Raw genomic sequence first — 18,250 nt, forward strand, 5'->3', positions numbered from 1 at the left:
CCGCTCCCGATGACTACAGGGGTCGCTGTGGCTGTCACGCCCGCTTCTGCTTCCGTTCCCGTCGAGCAACTCGATCTCGATCCGGCCTTCGCGCTGCACCGCGGAGGCAAGCTCGAGGTCCGCTCCACCGTTCCCGTCCGCGACGCGGACGATCTCTCCCTCGCCTACACGCCCGGCGTCGCCCGGGTCTGCACCGCCATCGCCGAGACGCCCGCGCTGGTCAACGACTACACCTGGGTCTCCAACGTGGTCGCCGTCGTCTCCGACGGCACCGCCGTGCTCGGCCTGGGCGACATCGGGCCCTCGGCCGCCATGCCGGTCATGGAGGGCAAGGCGCTGCTGTTCAAGCAGTTCGCGAACGTCGACGCCGTCCCCATCTGCCTCGACTGCACCGACGTCGACGCGCTCGTCGAGACCGTCGTGCGCCTCGCGCCGTCGTTCGGCGGCATCAACCTCGAGGACATCAGCGCCCCGCGCTGCTTCGAGGTCGAGGACCGGCTCCGGGAGCTGCTCGACATCCCCGTCTTCCACGACGACCAGCACGGCACCGCCATCGTGGTGCTCGCCGCGCTCCAGAACGCCGCCCGCCTGACCGGGCGCTCGCTCGGCGACCTGCGCGCCGTCGTGGCTGGCGCGGGCGCGTCCGGCGTCGCGGTCTCCCGCATCCTCCTGGAGGCGGGCATCGGCGACATCGCGGTCGCCGACTCCAAGGGCATGATCTACGCGGGCCGTGAGGGACTCAACCCCGTCAAGGAGGCCCTCGCGCGCGACACCAACCGCGCCGGCCACACCGGCTCGACGGAGGACGCGCTGGCGGGCGCCGACGTGTTCGTCGGGCTGTCCGGGTCCACCGTGTCCGAGGCGGCCATCGCCTCCATGGCGCCCGACGCCATCGTCTTCGCCCTGTCCAACCCCACCCCCGAGGTCCACCCCGAGGTGGCCGCCCGGCACGCCAAGGTCGTGGCCACCGGCCGCTCCGACTTCCCCAACCAGATCAACAACGTGCTGGCCTTCCCCGGCGTCTTCAGGGGCGCCCTCGACGTGCGCGCGTCCGCCATCACCGAGAACATGAAGGTGGCCGCCGCCAACGCGCTGGCCGGCGTCGTCGGCGACGACCTCTCGCCGACGTACGTCATCCCGAGCCCGTTCGACGAGCGCGTCGCGCCCGCCGTGACCGCCGCGGTCGCGGCCCAGGCCCGCGCGGACGGCGTCGCCCGCGTCTGACCTCCTCGTACGGGGGCCTCCTTGGATCAGGGAGGCTCCCGTTTTCGTCGTGGAGTTGGTGGTCTCTTTGAGAACCGCCCTGAAACCTTTACTCAAGGTGCTATAACAGTAGCTCTCTGTAAGGTGTGGGCGCCCAACTCCTGTGACGAGGAGAGCGATGGAACGCGAGCCGAACCGACTGCTTCAGCAGCTCATCGCGGAAGCGGGCTTCTCCCACAAAGGACTGGCCAGGTGCCTGAACGATTGGGGAGCCGCCCGTGGCACTCCGGGCCTCAAATACGACCACAGCTCCGTGTTGCGCTGGATCGGTGGTCAGAGGCCACGTGACCCGGTGCCCTACCTGCTCGCGGAGATCTTCGCGATGCGGCTGGGCCGACCGGTTACCTCGGAGGACCTGGGCATGCCGGCGATCCTCACACCCCTCGATCTCGGGCAGGAGTTCACGCACACGTGGCAGGAGGGGGTCGCGACCGTGACTGCGCTATGGCGGGCCGACGTGGAGAGACGGAGGTTCCTGATCGACTCGACCTTCGCGATAGGAGCGGGCTCCGTGGGAGCCATCCGCTGGCTGACGTCCCCACCCGGGGGACAGCTGAGCGGTACGGGCGGGCGGCGGGTGGGCCGCGCCGACATCGCCGCCATCCATGAGGTCACCCGATCGTTCGGTGAGCTCGACAACCGTTTCGGCAGCGGCCGGGTCCGCTCGTCCGTGGTCAAATATCTGGACACCGCCGTCTCGCCACTGCTCAAGGACGGCCTGTACGGCGAGTCCACCGGCCGCCGCCTGGCCGCCGCGGCCGCCGAGCTGACCCGCCTGGCCGGCTGGATGGCGTACGACATGGAGCAGCACGGTCTCGCCCAGCGCTACCTCATCCAGGCGCTCCGCCTGGCCAGGAGCGCCGACGACCACACCCTGGGCGGCGAGATCCTGGCCGGAATGGCCCACCAGGCCATCTACATGGGCCAGCCCTCCCACGCCCTCGACCTGGCCCGCTCCGCCCAGATGGCGGCCCGCCGCGCCGGCGTGCACACGCTGCTGGCCTCCGCGCACGTCCTGGAGGCCCACGCCCACGCCGGCCTGGGCGACGCCCGCTCCTGCGGGGTCTCCCTGCACGAGGCGGAGTCCGCCTTCGACGCCCGTAAGCCCGACGACGAGCCCGTCTGGCTCAGCTACTTCGACGAGGCCTACCTGTCGGCGAAGTTCGCCCACTGCTTCCGTGACCTGGGGGAGGGGGAGCGGGCCGTGCGACAGGCCCGGCGTTCCCTTGACATGGACTCCCGCTATGTCCGCGGGCGGATGTTCAACCTGTCGCTGCTGGCCGCCGGGCTGTTGCAGTGCGGGGAGCTGGAGGAGGCGTGCTCGGTCGCGGGCACCGCCTTCGCGCTGGCGGGGGAGCTGCAGTCGACCCGGTCGCGGTCGTACGCAGCTGACCTGCGGCGGCGGTTGGAGCCGTACAAGAACGAGCGGGCCGTGCTGGCGCTGCGCGCACGGACGCGGGAGCTCACGCCGGTATGACGCGAAAACGGCCCGGGTGCTTGTCACCCGGGCCGTTCTTCGTGCTGCCGTCTACATGCTGTCGTGTCTACTGGAGAAGCTCGCCGTTCGGGCCGACGATCTTCTTGGTCTCCGCGTAGTTGGCCTTGTTGTACACGTCGGCCACCTCACCGTCGAAGATCGCCGAGCTGATGTAGTCGACCCGGCCGTTGCCGTCGTTGTCGTGGAACAGGCTGGTCACGCCGTTGACGTAGCCGGTGCGCTTGTTGTTGTCGTACTTCATGAGCCAGGGGCCGCCGTCGGCGCCGGCGGTCATGGAGCACTTGAGCAGCTGGTGGGTCTCGACCTTGAACGTGTTGACCTGGTAGCTCTTGGTGGCGGTCTTGCCGGAGCACCACTTCGGCGTCACGCCGGTGAACGGGCGGTCGCCGTCGGGGTGCGGGGCGGAGGGGTAGCCGAAGACGGTCACCGGCTGGCCGAGGGGCTGGTTCCAGGCCACACCCTGCCCGCCGACGACGTCACCGAGCCGGCCCATGTCCTTGGCGATCCCGAGGACGTAGCGGGCCTCGTAGTACTTACGCGACGTGCCGGGCTTGACCCACTTCTGCGTGTAGTAGTGGGTGATGGTGTAGTTGCCCAGCTTGTCGGTGCCCTTGACGCCGGGGCCCTGGTAGGCGTCCTGCTGAGGCTTGGTGACCTGCTCCACGATGGGCTCGCCGAACTTGAAGCCCTGGCCCTTGCCCACCTTCGCGTCCTTGTACGCGTCCCCGCTGACTTCGACCTTCTCCAGGACGGCGCCGGGGTAGTCGGGGCCCACGAGGTCGGCCGGCTTGTCCTCGCCCTCCGACCAGCAGTCGCCGAGGGTCAGCTGGCACTTGAGGAACTCCACGGAGCTGATCTCGCGCGGCTTGACCCACTTGTCGCCGGCCCACGCCTTGAAGTCGTTGCGAGAGACTTCCTTCTCGCCGGCCAGCGAGAATCCGTTGTGCACCGCGACGAACGCGAAGTCGCCGTCGTAGTCGTCGTAGGTGTCCAGGTCGTACGCCGTGAAGGCGTAGGCGCCGACATACACGCCCCAGGGGGCCTTGCCCTGGTAGTAGCCGGGCACGAAGATCCACTTGTCGTAGACGTCGTCCTTGCCGTTCGCGAAGACGCAGTGGCCCGCGGTGGCGACCAGGTTGCGGTTCCTGGACTGGATGGACGTCGCCGAGCACCAGCGGTAGTTGCCGGCCTTGTCGAGGAAGAACACCTTGCCGATGGTCTTGGGCAGGTTGACGTTCTTGGACACCGTCGCCTTGGCGGTGGTGCTCGGGCCGGTCATGCCCGGCTTGCCGTCAGTGGCGCCGTTGCTGCCGGCCGACACCAGCTTGGAGACTTTCTTGACGTCCAGGTTGTACTGGGTGGCCTTGCGCAGGGCGGCTCCGTTGGAGTCGAGCCAGAAGAAGGCGTCGCCGTACGCGTCGGCCGGCTTCGGCTGGAGATTATCGGTGGCCCAGCTCGGTGCGGCGGTGGCTGGGACGGCGAGGGCAGCGGCACTCAGGCAGGCGGCGGCTAGGGGGACGAGCAGGCGCTTCACGGGAGGCTCCACAGTTGTCAAAAAGGGTGTAAAGACACTATCGACCCTTTAGTCCCTCTGGTAAGGGTGGTTGCCAGATTTCTCAGCAAAAAGGCCGAAGGGCCCGGCAGGATGCCGAGCCCTTCGGTATTGCTAGAGAACGACGAACAAGTCTTCGTTCCGATCCGCAGCGAACTACGGGATGAGCTTGCCGCTCCACGCAGCCGCAGCGGCCTTGTAGACGACGTTGGTCTCACCGTCGAAGTAAGCCGAGGTGATCGTGTCGTAGCGCTTGTTGCCGTCGGTGTCCGCGATGAGGCTGGTGACACCGTTGACGTAGCCGAGACGCTTGGCGTTGCTGTACTTGTACAGCCAGGGGCCACCGTCGTAGCCAGCGGTAACGGTGCACTTCAGCGACACCTGCTCCTCGACCTTCTTCGAGGGGATGAGCAGGGCCTTCTTCGCGGTCTTGCCATAGCACCACTTCGGCGTCACACCGGTGAACGGCTTGTTGCCGTCCAGGTGCGGGCCGTAGGGGTAGCCGAAGGTGCGGACGTAGCCACCAGCCGGCTGGTTCCAGGCGAAGCCCTGGCCGCCAACGTTGTCGCCGAGGCGACCAACGCTCTTGACCTCGTGGACGACGGTGTACGGCTCGAGACGGATGTAACGAGCGACGTTGCCCTTCTTGTACCACTTCTGGACGTAGAAGTGCGTGATCGTCCAGTTGCCGCGAGGGTCCTGAACGACCGTGGCCGGGTACTTGGCCGCGTCCTTCGCAGCGTTCGCCTTGTAGTCGGCGGCCTCGGCGTCGGTCACGATCTCGGTGACGGGCTCACCGAACTTCTTGCCGTTCCCCTGGCCGACAGTGGCGTCCTTGTAGGTGCCCTCGGAAACCTCGACACGGTCCACGACTGCGCCGGGGTAGTCCGGACCAGTGGCCTCGTCGGCCTTGCCCGGGTCCACGTCGTAGTAGTCCGTGGTCTTGGGGTCGAGCTTGCCCTTGTCGTACTCGTCCTTGGAGACGGTGACGTCCTTGACAAACTTCTCGCCCTGGTACGCCTTGTAGGTCGCCCAGTCCACCAGCTTGGGCTTGTTCAGCGTGCCGCCGATGCCGTCGTAGACGGTGACGAAGGCGTAGTCGCGGTCGAAGTCCTCGTAGACGTCGAAGTCGTAGTGGGTGAAGGCCTGCTTACCCACGTACACGCCCCAAGGAGCCTTGCCCTGGTAGTAACCGGGGACGAAGACCCAGCGGGACACGACCTCGTCGTTGCCGGCGATGTCGTACACGCAGTGACCGGCCGTGGCGACCAGGTTGCGGTACTGCGACTGGATCGAGGTGCCGGAGCACCAGTACAGCTTGCCGTCGCGGCCCTCGAAGAAAACCTTACCGATGGTCTTCGGCAGGTTCACGTTCTGAACCTTGACGGCCGCCTTCTTCTCCTCGCCGATGGGGGCGGTGGAACCCGGCTTGGTGTCCGAGGTATAGCCGCCACCGGAGGAGATCTTCTGAACCTCGAGCGCGTCGGGGTTGAAGGCAACAGCGTTCTTGAGCGCCTGGTTGTTGGACTTGGTCCAGAAGTCCAGGGTCTCGGCCGCCTTCTGCTGGTTCGCCAGCACGTCGGCGGAAACGGTGTCGTCAGCCTGAGCCGTGGTGGCCAGGCCGGCGGCCAGGAGGCCAGTGGCCAGAATGGCGCCACCGGCGGGGAGGAGGATGCGCTTCACGGTAACTCCTTGCGCTGTCGTGGAACGCCTCTTGCGTCCCATGCGTCAGTAAAGGGATAGCCAGGAACATACAGTGTGGATCTTGCTCGCGGGTAGCCGCTTTGACAGGAAAAGAGGCGACAAGACGGGCGTGACCGTTCTGTGATGTTTAAACGGCTGATGCGCAGGAGTCGAGGAAGGCTCGCTTCGGGACCGTTTGCCCTGATCAACATAAGGGACTTGTCAGTGCGGTTCCCGGGGTCCGCGTGTCCCTTCGATCGCGGTCGAAGAGGCTATGTGATGCAGATCACATTGGATTGATGGCACCGTCTGGGCGTCCCATGCGTCCAACCGCCCTTCACTTTCGGCGGGAACGCCGAAGGGCCCGGCAGGATGCCGGGCCCTTCGCAGGAAACGGTTATACGAACGGTCTAAGACCGGTCGCTGTCCGTCACCTTAGACAATCTTGCCGGACCACGAGGCCGCAGCGGACTTGTAGACCACGTTGGTCTCACCGTCGAAGTACGGCGAGGAGATGTAGTCCACGCGACCGTTGCCGTCCTGGTCGTTGAAGGTGCTCACGACACCGTTCAGGTAACCGAGACGCTTGGAGTTGCTGTACTTGTACAGCCACGGGCCACCGTCGGCACCCTCGGTGAAGGCGCACTTGAGGGCCACGTGCTCCTCGATCTTCTTGGCAGCAGAACCCTGCAGCTTCTTCGTCGTGGTGCCGTAGCACCACTTCGGAGTCACGCCGGTGTAGTTCTTGTTGCCGTCGGGGTGCGCGGCGGCCGGGTAGCCGAACACGCGGACGGGCTTACCGGTGGGCTGGTTCCAGGCGAAGCCCTGACCGCCGACGTTGTCACCGAGACGGCCCGCGTCCTTGGCGAAGCCCTCGACGGTGAAGAAGACGGTCTTGTAGTACTTGGCCTCCGAGCCCGCCTTGTACCACTGCTGGACGTAGTAGTGCGTGATCGTCCAGTTGCCGCGCTCGTCCTTGACGACCTTGGCGGGGTACTTGTCGGTGGGCTTGTCGCCCTGCTTCGCCTTGTAGGCAGCGGCCTCGGCGTCGGTAACGATCTCGGTGACAGGCTCACCGAACTTGAAACCGTTGCCCTTGCCGACCTTGGCGTCATTGTAGACGCCCTCGGTGGTCTCGACCTTGCCCACCGCGGCACCGGGGTAGTCGGGACCGGTCGCCTCAGGCGCCGTGCCCTCCTTGACCCAGTACGCCTCGGTCCTCGTCGGGTCAAGCTGACCCTTCAGGAACTCCTCGCGGCTGATCTCGACGTCCTTGGCGTCCTTGATGCCGGTGTACTTGTCCCAGTCGGCCTTGGAGACCTGCTTGGGAGTGCCGCCACCGAGCTTGACACCGTTGTACACGGTCACGAACGCGTAGTCGCGGTCGTAGTCCTCGTACACGTCGAAGTCGTAGTGGGTGAAGGCCTGCTTACCCACGTAGATGCCCCAAGGGGACTTGCCCTGGTAGTAACCGGGGACGAAGACCCACTTGGACAGGACGTCCGAGTTGGTCGCCGTGTCGTACACGCAGTGACCGGCCGTGGCGACCAGGTTGCGGTACTGGGACTGGATCGAAGTGGCGGAGCACCACTTCTTCTCGCCCTTGCTGTTGACGAAGAACACCTTGCCGATGGTCTTCGGCATGTTGACGTTCTGGACCTTGACGGTCGTCTTCTTTTCCTGGCCGATCGGAGCCGTCGAGCCGGGCTTGGTGTCGGCGCTGTAGCCGCCCTTGCTCTGCAGCTTCGCGACGTCGCCCTTGTCCCAGACGTTCGACTCCTTGGCGGCCCGGAGGGCGGCGCCGTTGTTGTCGGCCCAGAACTCTGCAATGGCCTTGGCGTTCGCCGCACTCGTCGCCATCGGGTCAGATGCGACGTCGCTTTCGGCCTGGGCGGTGCCGGCCAGACCGGCGGCCAGAAGGCCGGTAGCCACGATGGCACCACCGGCGGGGATGAGGATGCGCTTCAAGGGAACTGCTCCTTGCTCTGTCGTGGGTCGCAACATGCGTCCCATGCGTCAGTAAAGGGATAGCAAGGAACATAGCGTGGTGATCTCCGCAGGTGGAACCCGCTTCGGACGATCCGGTAGGCGCCCCTACCGCCGTTACCGTGCTGTTATCTGTCAGAGATCTTTGCGGGCGGTGATTGGATAGTTACGTTTTCGCAGGGTATGGAGGGGTTATTACTGATGGGACTGGAGTGTCGTTAGTCAATCGCCACGTTCTGTAGTCGGCGAAACGTGACTTAGATCACAGGAACCGGATTGGCGCCTAATCCGTCTAACTCGCTCCAATCCTCACAGGTGATCTTCAGGTTCGGGTTATAGGGGCCAAAAAGAAGCCGCCCTCGCCGGGAGGAGGGGCGGCGAGGACGGCTGTTGAGCGCCAGGCGTGGGGTCGTCCCCTGCGCCTGGCCTATGCGGACTGGGGTGCCCTTGAGCGCCTCAGCGTGCGTGATGGCGGGCGGGGAGCTGGAGGGGTGCTCCTCGGCCGTCGGAGGAAGGGCGAACGGGTCGGTTCGCCAGGTTTGGCTTAGATGTCCCTCTGCCGGACGACTGCCGCCAGATGAGTGCGCAGGCTCAGCAGCACCGGATCGCGGGCGAGGGCATCGTGGCGCGGATGGTGGGCGGGCACGGGGCGTTGTGGCGGTGCGGTGCCGTCATCGGTGGGCGTGTCGTCCTGGGCGGTCTCGATCGCTCTCAGCAGCCGTCGCCACGTGCCGTCGGCCGTCCAGTGGCGGTGGTGCCGGTAGATGGTCACCCAGCAGCCGAACCGCCCGGGCAGATGACGCCATCGCAGACCGGTCCTGGCTTGGTAGAGCGCCCCATTGATCATCATCCGGTGCTCGTCCCACCGGTCTCCAAGGGTGTCGCCGGGGGGTAGCAGCGATGCCAGCCGTTCCCATTCGGCGTTCGTCAGATCGCCACGATGCATGTGCCCATCGTGACAAGGTAAACACTCTGTGTCAGCAGATCCAAAAAAGATCTTCGTCTTCGGAAGTTACCCCGACAAAAGATGAGGCGAGGGCCTCGGAATGCCGAGACCCTCGCCTTTCCCCTGGAAGGGCTTACTTGTACAGCTCGCCGTTCGGGCCGACGATCTTGCCGGACCACACGTTCTTGGCCGCGTTGTAGACCGCCGCCGTCTCGCCGTCGAAGTACGGCGAGGTGATGTAGTCGACGCGGTCGTTACCGTCCTGGTCGGCGAAGGTGCTCGTCACACCGTTCACGTAACCGAGGCGCTTGCCGTTGCTGTAGTTCTGGAGCCAGGGGCCGCCGTCGTAACCGGGGGTCACGGCGCACTTGAGGCCGATGTGCTCCTCGATCTTGAGCCAGGGGGCGCCGACCGCCTTGGCGGTGGTCGTGCCGTAGCAGTTCTTCGGCGTGACGCCGCTGTACGGCTTGTTGCCGTCCGGGTGCGGAGCGGCCGGGTAGCCGAAGGCGCGGACCGGCTTGCCGGTGGGCTGGTTCCAGGAGAAGCCCTGGCCGCCGACGTTGTCGCCGAGACGACCGGCGTCCTTGGACAGCAGGATGTAGTAGTGGCCGCCCCACGCGCGCTTCGGACCGGTGAAGCCCTGGTAGTCCTTGCGGTCCACCTGCTTCACGCCGTTGAACTGGATGCCGTTGTAGACGGTCACGAACGCGTAGTCGCGGTCGTAGTCCTCGTACGTGTCGAAGTCGTAGTGGGTGAAGGCCTGCTTGCCCACGTAGATGCCCCAGGGGGTCTTGCCCTGGTAGTAGCCCGGGACGAAGACCCAGTTGTCGAGGAGGGCCTTGTCGCTGTCCGTGTCGTAGACGCAGTGGCCGGCCGTGGAGACCAGGTTGCGGTAGTTCGACTGGATGGAGGTGGCCGAGCACCAGCGGAACTTGCCGGAGCCGTCGACGAAGAAGACCTTGCCGATGGTCTTGGGGATGTTCACGTTCTGGGCCTTGCCGGTCGACTTCGTCTCACCGGTCGGCGCCGTGGTGCCGGGCTTGCCGTCGGGGCTGTAGCCGCCCTTGGAGACGACCTTCCGGACTTCCTTCGCGTCCCAGGTGTACTGGGTCGCCTGGCGAAGCGCGGCCCCGTTCGAGGCGAGCCAGAAGGAGGCGACGGAGGCGGCCTCGGAGGTGTTGTTGGCCATCGGGTCGTTGGAAACGTCGCCGTCGGCCTGGGCCGTACCGGTCAGACCTACGGCGAGCAGGCCGGTCGCGAGGACGGCACCGCCGACGGGCAGAAGGATTCGCTTCAAGGTAACTCCAGGTTGCGCTGACATGAGGCGCCTGGTGCACCCCCATAACTCAGCAAACGGACAGCCCGGAACTTACCGGTTTGACAATGCCTATGTGAATTTCGGGTAGATCATGTCAGCGTTCCAACGGGGCGTCGTGACCTTGCTGAGACAAAGGATGCGCTGATCACCACCAGTGACCGGACGGTTGCAGTGATTTAGGTCACATTTGGCGGAGTGGTCTGCGCGGCGGCGCGTCGGTAGACCGCTCCGGCGGTGGTGTCGAAGTACGGGGACGACACCGCGTCGTACCAGCCCTTCGCGTCTCTGTTCCAGGTCAGGCTGTTGACGCCGTTGAGGTAACCGGTCCAGCGGTCCTTGTTGAAGCCGATCAGCCATGGACCGCCGCTCGCGCCCGGGCTGAAGTCGCAGTTGAGCAGCTGCACGCCCTTCTGCAGATCGAGGCTGACGGCGGAGGTCCAGCGAGTGGGGCCTTCCTTGCACATCTCCAGGCGCTTGCCGTCGAACGGGCGGGTGCCGTCGGGCTGCGCGCCCGCCGGGTAGCCGAACGCGGCCACCGTGTACGTGGTCGGCTTCTTGTTCAGCTCGATGCCCTGGCCGCCCACGTTGTCCTGGAGCCGGCCCACGTCCTTCATGACGTAGCGGCCGTCCTTGGCCTCCCACTTGAAGCCGCGGTGCACGGTCACGAACGCGTAGTCGAAGTCGTAGTCGCCCTTGCCCGACCAGTCCTCGTGCATGCTGATCGAGGAGCCCACGTAGATGCCGTCGGGCGTCTCGCCGTTGGGCCCCGGGTTGGGGACGAAGATCCAGTAGTCGGCCGCCTTGGCCTGCCGCGAGTCGTACGCGCAGTGCCCGGCCGTCGCGACGACGCTGCGGTTCCTGGCGGCGACCGCGCTGGCGGAGCACCAGTACTCCTTGTCCCCGAACCGGAAGAAGACCTTGCCCATGGTCCTGGCGACCGAGCCCTTGCGCGGCAGCACGGGCGACACGGCTTGCGCGGCGACGGCCCGCGTGACGGTGGTCGCGGCCTGCGTGGCGGGGTTGGAGGCCTGCGCGGAGGCCGACGGCGCCGGGGTGGCGGCCTGGGTGCCGGGCGTCGCGGGGCTGTAGCTGTCGGCCTGCTTGAGCTGGTCGGGTGTCCAGTAGTCGGCGACCCGCTTGACGTCCACCGCGGTCCTGGCCAGCGAGACGGCGAAGACCTTGCTGTCGAGCACGGCGTTGCTGTCGAGCGCGGCGTTCGCGATCCCCGTGAAGGCGGGCGCCATCAGCAGCGCGCTGCTGAGCGCAGCCGCCACCAAGTGCCTGGCCCGGGGGATCATGAATTAGCCTTTCTTGGGGTCGTAAGGGTGGATTTTTCCAGATGTACTGGTGGTATTGCAGCCAGGATAGAGATTCGTTACCTGATCAAGAGTGCTCTGTGCACTATAAGGACACCGTCAGACAGATCTCTAAATGATCATTGGTAAGGGGCGTTTCCGCAGGTCAGAGTGGGTGTAGGCGCTTGTTGAATTCCACTCATTCCACGTCTGTTCCAGTGATGTACGCCTCAGTGGAAGACCCCGGTTCCCAGGGGAACCGGGGCCTCGGAAGCCACCTCGATCAGCGGAAGTTGCCGGTCCAGCGGTTGGCCGCGGCCTTGTAGACCTTGTACGTGTCGGTGTTGAAGTACGGGGACGAGATGTAGTCGTAGCGGTCGTTGGCGTCGGTGTCCCACGCGACGCTGTTGACGCCGACCAGGTAGCCGGTGCGCGACGCGCTCTTGTAGTTGTAGATGAACGGCCCGCCGCTCGCGCCGGCGGTGAAGGAGCACTTGAAGCCGATGTGCTCCTGCAGGTTGTACTTCCTGGCCTCGGGCATCGGCCGGGTCTTGCCGTAGCAGAACTTCATCGTGCGGCCCGTGTAAGGCTTGTCGCCGTCGGGGTGCTCGCCCGCCGGGTACCCGAACGAGAACACGTCCAGCTTCGTGCTCCTGTTCCAGGTGAAGCCCTGGCCGCCGACGTTGTCACCGAGGCGGCCGACGTTCTTGACCGTCCACTGCCAGCGGTTGCCGACCTTCTCCCAGTTGACCTTGATGCCGTTGTAGACGTTGACGAACGCGTAGTCGAAGTCGTAATCCTCCTTCACCACGAAGTCGTCGTGCGCGTTGAACGTCTTGGCGGCGTAAATGCCGTAGGGCGCCTTGCCCTCCCAGACATTGTTGCCGTCCCAGTACGACGGAATGAAGATCCAGTTGTCGTAGAAGGTGTTCTTGCTGGTGTCGTAGACGCAGTGGGCCGAGGTCGCCACGAGGTTGCGGTACTTGCCCTGGACCGAGCTGGCCGAGCAGTAGCGCCAGCTCCTCGGGTCGCGCGGGTCGGCCTTGGGCAGCGTGAAGAACACGCGGCCGACCGTGTTGGGCAGATTGACGTGCTTGCTCTTCTTGGCCTTCGTCTTCTCCTCGCCGATCGGCGGGACGGATCCCGGAGGCCCGTCAGGTGCGTCGTTGCTGCCCTTGACGCCCTTGGAGGTCAGGCCGAGGCCGTCGTCGTAGTCGGTGGCCAGCTTGACGCGGTCGGGGGTCCAGAACTGGACCGCCTGCTCGGCGGGGGTGGCGGAGTTCTGGGACACGACGTCGGAGGGTGCTTGGGCGTTGGCCGGGGTGCCGCCGACCATGCCCGCGGCCAGCCCGACGGCCATCAGGCCGGCGAGCGGGAACGCGATGCGCCTTGCTCGGGAAAACATGGAGCTCCTTTCGGCTTTCGGCGGCCCAGAGCGGGGTACTGCGCCCCGGTGGGCCAGGAAAACGATCGGAACGCTAATGAATGGCGCAGGGGGCTGGCCATGAAACGACGCGAAAAAGCATGGCCCGGTTCCATTCCGTTATAGAAATAGCGAAACCGCATGTATTCGTAATTGGCATCCCCGCAGGTCGCGCCGTCCGTTTTTTGTCTTGCGCAACAGTGGTAACAGGCATTATCAAATGCCACTTCTTATCAACCGAATCTTGTTCTGGTTAGATGGATTCATGGATCCTCGCACCCCCTGCCTCATCGGCATCGCACAACGCACCATTCGCGAGCAGCCCGGCCCGGAACCGCTCGATCTGTGGGAGGAGACGGCGCGCGCGGCCGCCGAGGACGCCCGGCTCCCCGTCGAGCGGCTGGACTCGATCCAGATCGTCCACACCGACTCGTGGCAGTACGACTCGCCGGTCGGCCGCCTCGCCGAGCGCCTCGGGGCGACGCCGCGCCACCGTGCGTACTCCAAGGTCAGCGGTACGGCCCCGCAACTGCTCATCGGCGAGGCGGCGGCCAGGATCGCGGCGGGCGACCTCGACTCCGCGCTGGTCACGGGGGCCGAGGCGCTGGCGACGCGCCGGGCGTACCGGCGGGCGGGCGAGCACGTCCCGTGGAGCCACCCCGCCGTGCCCAAGCCCCCGTACGGATGGGAGCGCCCGCCGCACCCGTACGCGCTGGCCCACGGGCTCTTCATGCCGGTGCACACCTACGCGATCATGGAGACGGCGCGGCGGGCGGCGTCCGGGCTCACGATCGCGGAGGAGATGCGCGACAGGGGCCGGCTGATGGCGCCCATGACCGAGGTGGCCGCCGCGAACCCGTACGCCTGGCGCCGGACCGTCCGCACCCCCGACGAGCTCGCGAAGGGCGACCGCTTCGTCGGCTGGCCCTACACCAGGGACACGGTGGCCGTGCTGGAGGTGGACCAGGCGGCGGCCGTCATCCTGGCCAGCTCGCGGCTGGCCGACCGGCTCGGGGTGCCGGCCGAAGGACGGGTCTACCTGCGCGGGTGGGCGTACGGGGAGGACACCTGGGAGGTGGCCGCGCGGCCCGAACTCGGCTCTTCCCAGGCCATCGCCCACGTGGCGGCGGCCGCTTTCCGGCGGTCCGGGCTCGGGCTCGGCGCCATGCACGCGCTCGACCTGTACAGCTGTTTCGCGGTGGCGCTGCGGCAGGCGTGCGACGCGATCGGGCTCGATCCCCTGGACCGGCGCGGGCTCACGGTCACCGGCGGGCTGCCGTACGCGGGCGGGCCGGCCAGCGACTACGTCCTGCACTCCACGGCGACCATGGCGGGGCTGCTGCGGGCCCAGTCCGGGCACGGGCTGGTGAGCGGGGTGGGGATGCATCTGACCAAGCACACGTACGCGGTGTGGTCCAGCGAGCCGGGAGGGCGGCTGGGGAGCGCCGCGCCGGTGTTCGTGGCCGAGGAGGTGCCTCTGGTGGGGGCCTGGGCGGGGGAGGGGGTGGTGGCGGGGTACACGGTGGCGCACGGGCGCGACGGTGTCGCCGAGAGGGGGGTGCTGGTGGTGGAGGTGCCGGGCGGGCGGGCCTATGCGGTGGTGGAGGAGGCCGGGCTGCTGGCGGACGCGGAGTCACGGGAGCTGGTGGGGCAGGTGGTGCGGGTGTCTTCTGACGGGAAGGTCAACGTGGCGGCGTGGTGACTCAAAGTTGATGCAAAGACCGTGACCGTACGACTACTATCTGGAGTTGACATTTTGATGTCAGCGGCGGACGCTGGAGTCATGCGGAGGACAACGGTGCGCATCGACGAGACGCTCCTCAACGAGGCGAAGGCGTACGCGGCACGTAACGGACGCAGTCTCAACTCAGTGATGGAGGACGCCTTGAGGCAACTTCTCAACCGCTCCACGGAGGTGGCCGAACGGCCGCGCATCGAGCTACCCGTCTCCGGATCCGCGTCAGGACCGAGGCTGACCTGGGCCGAGATCAAGGAGATCCTCGAGCAGGAAGACATCGAGCGCGTTATGAGGACCTGCCATGCGGATGCTTGACACGAACGTGCTCGTCAACGCGCACCGGCGTGACATGGAGCACCACGAGCAGTGCCATGTCGTGCTCACCGAGATGCTGAACGGCGACGAGGCCTATGCAGTCAGCGACTTCGCGCTTAACGGCTTCATCCGCGTGGCGACGCGTATCCCGCGCCCCACCTCCTTCGAGACCGCGCGGACGTTCGCCGAGATCGTCCGCCACCAACCCCATGCGGTGGTGGTGCACGCCGGCCCGAGACACTGGGAGATCTTCGTCAAGCTGTGCGAGCAAGCCGGCGCCGTTGGCAACCTCGTCCCCGACGCCTATCTCGCCGCACTCGCCATCGAGCACGGTTGTGAATTTGTGACCTGCGACAAGGATTTCGCCAGGTTCCAGGGCTTGCGCTGGCGGTCGCCGCTCAACTGAACTGGATGAAAGGGCGCAAGCCCGCACTACTCGGCTAGGAACCGTCGTGGTTGACCGGTTCGACGTCATCGAGGTAGGCGAGCGCGGTCGCCGCCGGTGGGTCGGGCTGGTGGTGGTACTCGCGCTCCTCCTGATCCCCGTCGTCAGCCTGCTCACCAGCCGGGATCCCGAGCCTGCGCCGCCGGCGGGGCCGACCTCCGAGCCCATCAGGTCCCTCACCAAGATAGACAGCGCCCCCAACGCCCTCACCGTCCGGCCCGCGGCCAAGGGCGGTGAGGAGGTCATGGAGGTGGTGTTCCCGCACGGGGTGCGGGCCGAGGTGCGATACCCGGCCGAGCTCGGTCTGGCCGCCATGGGGTCGCGGCCCTACCAGGGAGTCTGGATCGACGGGCAGTATCGGCAGTTGTCCGCCCCGTACAACGGTGAGTTCGAGGTGACCGCGGGTGGCCAGGCGATCAGGAACTACGCGCCCAACGTCACCCTCTGGCCCCGCCGGGCGGGCAGCGGTTACTACGGGCAGGTGCTGCTGTTCACGTTCGGGCGGTGGCGGCTGGCGATGTACGACCGGGGGCAGGGGCTGACGTTCGACCAGCGGGTGGCGCTCGCGCGAGGGCTGAAGGGCAGGGAGACGAAGGACGGCTACCTCGTGCTGTCGGCCAAGTCGCCCCTGCGGCTGGCCAGGCCGGGGGAGACGGCGCAGGGGCAGCCGCTGGGGCCGCAGCTGTGGTTCGGCGGCGGCGCGGGGGAGATGGTCGTGCTGGCGCCCACGCCCGGCTGCAAGAAGAAGGCCGGGATGCCGAGTGTGATCGTGGGGCGCGGGCGGCCGGCCGGCTCGGTGTGCAGGGGCGACGTGCTGGTCGCCGTCACGGGGCCACAGTCGTTCAGGAAGCGGGCCTTGGAAGGGATTCGGATCACGCTGAAGTAGGGTGCGGCCATGTTCGCCGTAACCGCCACACAGACCGACCCCGACAACCCACTCGCCGGGCTGACGCTCGGCGAGCGTCCGGAGCCGAAGGTCCCGGACGGATGGACGACCGTCTCCGTGCGCGCGGCCGCGCTCAACCATCACGACCTGTGGACGCTCAAAGGCGTCGGCATCAGACAGGATCGGCTGCCGATCGTGCTCGGTTGCGACGCCGCGGGCGTGGACGAGGACGGCAACGAGGTCATCGTGCACTCCGTGATCGGCACGGGCGCCGACGAGACGCTCGATCCCAAGCGCACGCTGCTGTCCGAGGTGCACGACGGCACGTTCGCCGAGCGGGTGGCCGTGCCGCGGCGCAACCTCGTGCCCAAGCCGGCCGGGCTCGGCTTCGAGCACGCCGCCTGCCTGCCCACGGCCTGGCTGACCGCGTACCGGATGCTGTTCGACAAGGCCGGGCTCGAGCCCGGCTCCACCGTGCTGGTGCAGGGCGCGGGCGGCGGCGTCGCCACCGCGCTGATCGCGCTCGGCCGGGCCGCCGGCTACCGGGTGTGGGCCACCAGCCGCTCCGAGGAGAAGCGCGCGCGTGCCCTCGAACTCGGCGCCGACCAGGTGTTCGAGCCGGGCGCGCGGCTGCCGGAGCGGGTGGACGCGGTCATGGAGACCGTCGGTCAGGCCACCTGGGACCATTCGCTCAAGTCGCTCAAGCCGGGCGGGCGCATCGTCGTCAGCGGCGCCACCAGCGGCGCGGTCCCGCCCGCCGACCTGAACCGGGTCTTCTTCCTGCAGCTGTCCGTCGTCGGCTCCACGATGGGCACGCGGGAACAGCTCGGCCGGCTGGCGGTCTTCCTGGAGCAGACCGGGGTACGGCCCGTCGTCGACAGGGTGCTGCCGCTGGCGGAGGCGCGGGACGGGTTCGCGGCCATGGCCGAAGGGGACATCTTCGGAAAGATCGTCTTCACCGTCTGAATAAGTAAAGGGTTACTTCCCGGCTTTCCGGGTGATACAAGCATGAGTGGGCTTGTCTCACCCGGGAGGCCGTGATGATGGAGGTTCAGCCCTTCGGTCCAGGTTCGATGCACTGGGACACCACCGGCGAATACCGCAATCTGCTCGTCGCCGGGAGCGCGCTGGTCATGCAGACGATGCACCCGGCCGTGGGTGCGGCCGTCGCCGAGCACTCCACGTACAAGGACGACCCGTGGGGACGGCTCACCCGCACGCTCGTCTCGATCCAGAAATGGGTGTACGGCGGCGCGGACGGCCCGGCGGAGGGCGCGCGGCTCAGGAGGCTGCACCGGCAGATCAGCGGGGTGGACGAGCTCGGCAGGCCCTACCACGCGCTGAACGGCGAGGCGTGGGCGTGGGTGCACCTGTCGCTGTTCGAGCGCTTCGTCGTGCTCAACCGCTGTTTCGGCACCCCGTTCACCGTCGCGCAGGAGCGGCGGCTCTACGCCGAGTCGCGGCAGCTCGGCGCGATCCTGCGGGTGCCGGAGCGGGAGATGCCCGCGGACCTGGAGGCGTTCTGGCGGTACTTCGACGCGATGGTGGCCGACCGGCTGGAGGCGCACCCGACGGCGCTCGACGTGCTGTCAACCCTGCGCGGCACGCCGGCGCCGCCCGGGCTGCCGAGGCCGCTGCGGCGGCTGTGGACGCCTGTGGGAGTGGGATCGGGGGAGTTCAACTACTTCGTGACGGTCGGTACGTTGCCGCCCGCCATTCGGCGGAAGCTGGGGCTGCCGTGGACGGCGCGGGAGGAGCGGCGGTTGCGGCACCTCGGGCATGCGGTGGCGGCGTTGACGCCGCGCCTGCCCGAACGCCTGAGGTACATGCCCATCGCCTACCGCGCCCGCAAGGCCGCCCGCGGCGCGCGCCGCCTGGAAGGGCATCTCCGGTCGGCATGAA

Annotated in this window: 15 protein-coding genes; 8 read left to right on the forward strand and 7 right to left on the reverse strand. The window is 67.1% G+C overall.

The features are described from left to right. Positions 1 to 27: 27 nt before the first annotated feature. Together AB0L65_RS45840 and AB0L65_RS45845 are read left to right on the forward strand one after the other, a co-directional pair. Complete coding sequence (locus AB0L65_RS45840; protein ID WP_350729308.1) at positions 28 to 1,224, forward strand: NADP-dependent malic enzyme; 1,197 nt, start codon at positions 28 to 30, stop codon at positions 1,222 to 1,224. 157 nt (positions 1,225 to 1,381) lie between these two features. Then, a complete protein-coding gene (locus AB0L65_RS45845; protein WP_364259775.1) occupies positions 1,382 to 2,740 on the forward strand; it encodes a hypothetical protein in 1,359 nt (452 codons plus the stop codon). Between the two features lie 67 nt (positions 2,741 to 2,807). Here AB0L65_RS45845 and AB0L65_RS45850 read toward each other — a convergent pair whose 3' ends face one another. The 7 genes from AB0L65_RS45850 to AB0L65_RS45880 form a co-directional block, all read right to left on the reverse strand. Beyond that, positions 2,808 to 4,295 (reverse strand): hypothetical protein, encoded by a 1,488-nt coding sequence (locus AB0L65_RS45850; protein WP_364259778.1) that lies wholly within the window; start codon positions 4,293 to 4,295, stop codon positions 2,808 to 2,810. A 174-nt stretch (positions 4,296 to 4,469) separates the two neighbouring features. Then, the gene (locus AB0L65_RS45855) at positions 4,470 to 5,996 is read right to left on the reverse strand and encodes a hypothetical protein (protein WP_364259780.1); all 1,527 of its coding nucleotides are present in this window, start codon (positions 5,994 to 5,996) and stop codon (positions 4,470 to 4,472) included. 435 nt (positions 5,997 to 6,431) lie between these two features. After that, entirely contained in the window at positions 6,432 to 7,964 is a 1,533-nt protein-coding gene (locus AB0L65_RS45860; protein ID WP_364259783.1) for a hypothetical protein, read from the reverse strand. A gap of 562 nt (positions 7,965 to 8,526) precedes the next feature. Further along, on the reverse strand, positions 8,527 to 8,928 hold the full coding sequence (locus AB0L65_RS45865; protein WP_364259786.1) for a transposase: 402 nt from the start codon (positions 8,926 to 8,928) through the stop codon (positions 8,527 to 8,529). 133 nt (positions 8,929 to 9,061) lie between these two features. Further along, positions 9,062 to 10,225 (reverse strand): hypothetical protein, encoded by a 1,164-nt coding sequence (locus tag AB0L65_RS45870; RefSeq protein ID WP_364259789.1) that lies wholly within the window; start codon positions 10,223 to 10,225, stop codon positions 9,062 to 9,064. A 197-nt stretch (positions 10,226 to 10,422) separates the two neighbouring features. Further along, positions 10,423 to 11,544 (reverse strand): hypothetical protein, encoded by a 1,122-nt coding sequence (locus tag AB0L65_RS45875; RefSeq protein ID WP_364259792.1) that lies wholly within the window; start codon positions 11,542 to 11,544, stop codon positions 10,423 to 10,425. A gap of 280 nt (positions 11,545 to 11,824) precedes the next feature. Beyond that, entirely contained in the window at positions 11,825 to 12,946 is a 1,122-nt protein-coding gene (locus AB0L65_RS45880; RefSeq protein WP_364259795.1) for a serine protease, read from the reverse strand. A gap of 283 nt (positions 12,947 to 13,229) precedes the next feature. On the opposite strand from AB0L65_RS45880, the gene AB0L65_RS45885 reads away from it, so the two are divergent. The 6 genes from AB0L65_RS45885 to AB0L65_RS45910 all read left to right on the forward strand — a co-directional run bounded on the left by AB0L65_RS45885 (position 13,230) and on the right by AB0L65_RS45910 (position 18,249). After that, a complete protein-coding gene (locus AB0L65_RS45885) occupies positions 13,230 to 14,666 on the forward strand; it encodes an acetyl-CoA synthetase (RefSeq protein WP_364259798.1) in 1,437 nt (478 codons plus the stop codon). Between the two features lie 96 nt (positions 14,667 to 14,762). Beyond that, positions 14,763 to 15,017, forward strand: a complete 255-nt coding sequence (locus AB0L65_RS45890) for a hypothetical protein (RefSeq protein WP_364259801.1) — start codon at positions 14,763 to 14,765, stop codon at positions 15,015 to 15,017. Further along, positions 15,004 to 15,423, forward strand: coding sequence for a type II toxin-antitoxin system VapC family toxin (locus AB0L65_RS45895; RefSeq protein ID WP_364259804.1), 420 nt, complete (start codon positions 15,004 to 15,006; stop codon positions 15,421 to 15,423). Before AB0L65_RS45890 ends, AB0L65_RS45895 begins: the two co-directional genes overlap by 14 nt. A gap of 46 nt (positions 15,424 to 15,469) precedes the next feature. After that, positions 15,470 to 16,348, forward strand: a complete 879-nt coding sequence (locus AB0L65_RS45900) for a hypothetical protein (protein WP_364259807.1) — start codon at positions 15,470 to 15,472, stop codon at positions 16,346 to 16,348. 9 nt (positions 16,349 to 16,357) lie between these two features. Beyond that, positions 16,358 to 17,314 carry a zinc-binding dehydrogenase gene (locus AB0L65_RS45905; RefSeq protein WP_364259810.1) on the forward strand — a complete coding sequence of 319 codons (957 nt, stop codon included), beginning with the start codon at positions 16,358 to 16,360 and terminating at the stop codon, positions 17,312 to 17,314. A gap of 107 nt (positions 17,315 to 17,421) precedes the next feature. Then, on the forward strand, positions 17,422 to 18,249 hold the full coding sequence (locus AB0L65_RS45910) for an oxygenase MpaB family protein (protein ID WP_364259813.1): 828 nt from the start codon (positions 17,422 to 17,424) through the stop codon (positions 18,247 to 18,249). The last annotated feature ends 1 nt before the right edge of the window (position 18,250 follow it).

Origin of the sequence: Nonomuraea sp. NPDC052116, from assembly GCF_040680035.1 — a bacterium.
Classification (GTDB): domain Bacteria; phylum Actinomycetota; class Actinomycetes; order Streptosporangiales; family Streptosporangiaceae; genus Nonomuraea; species Nonomuraea angiospora_A.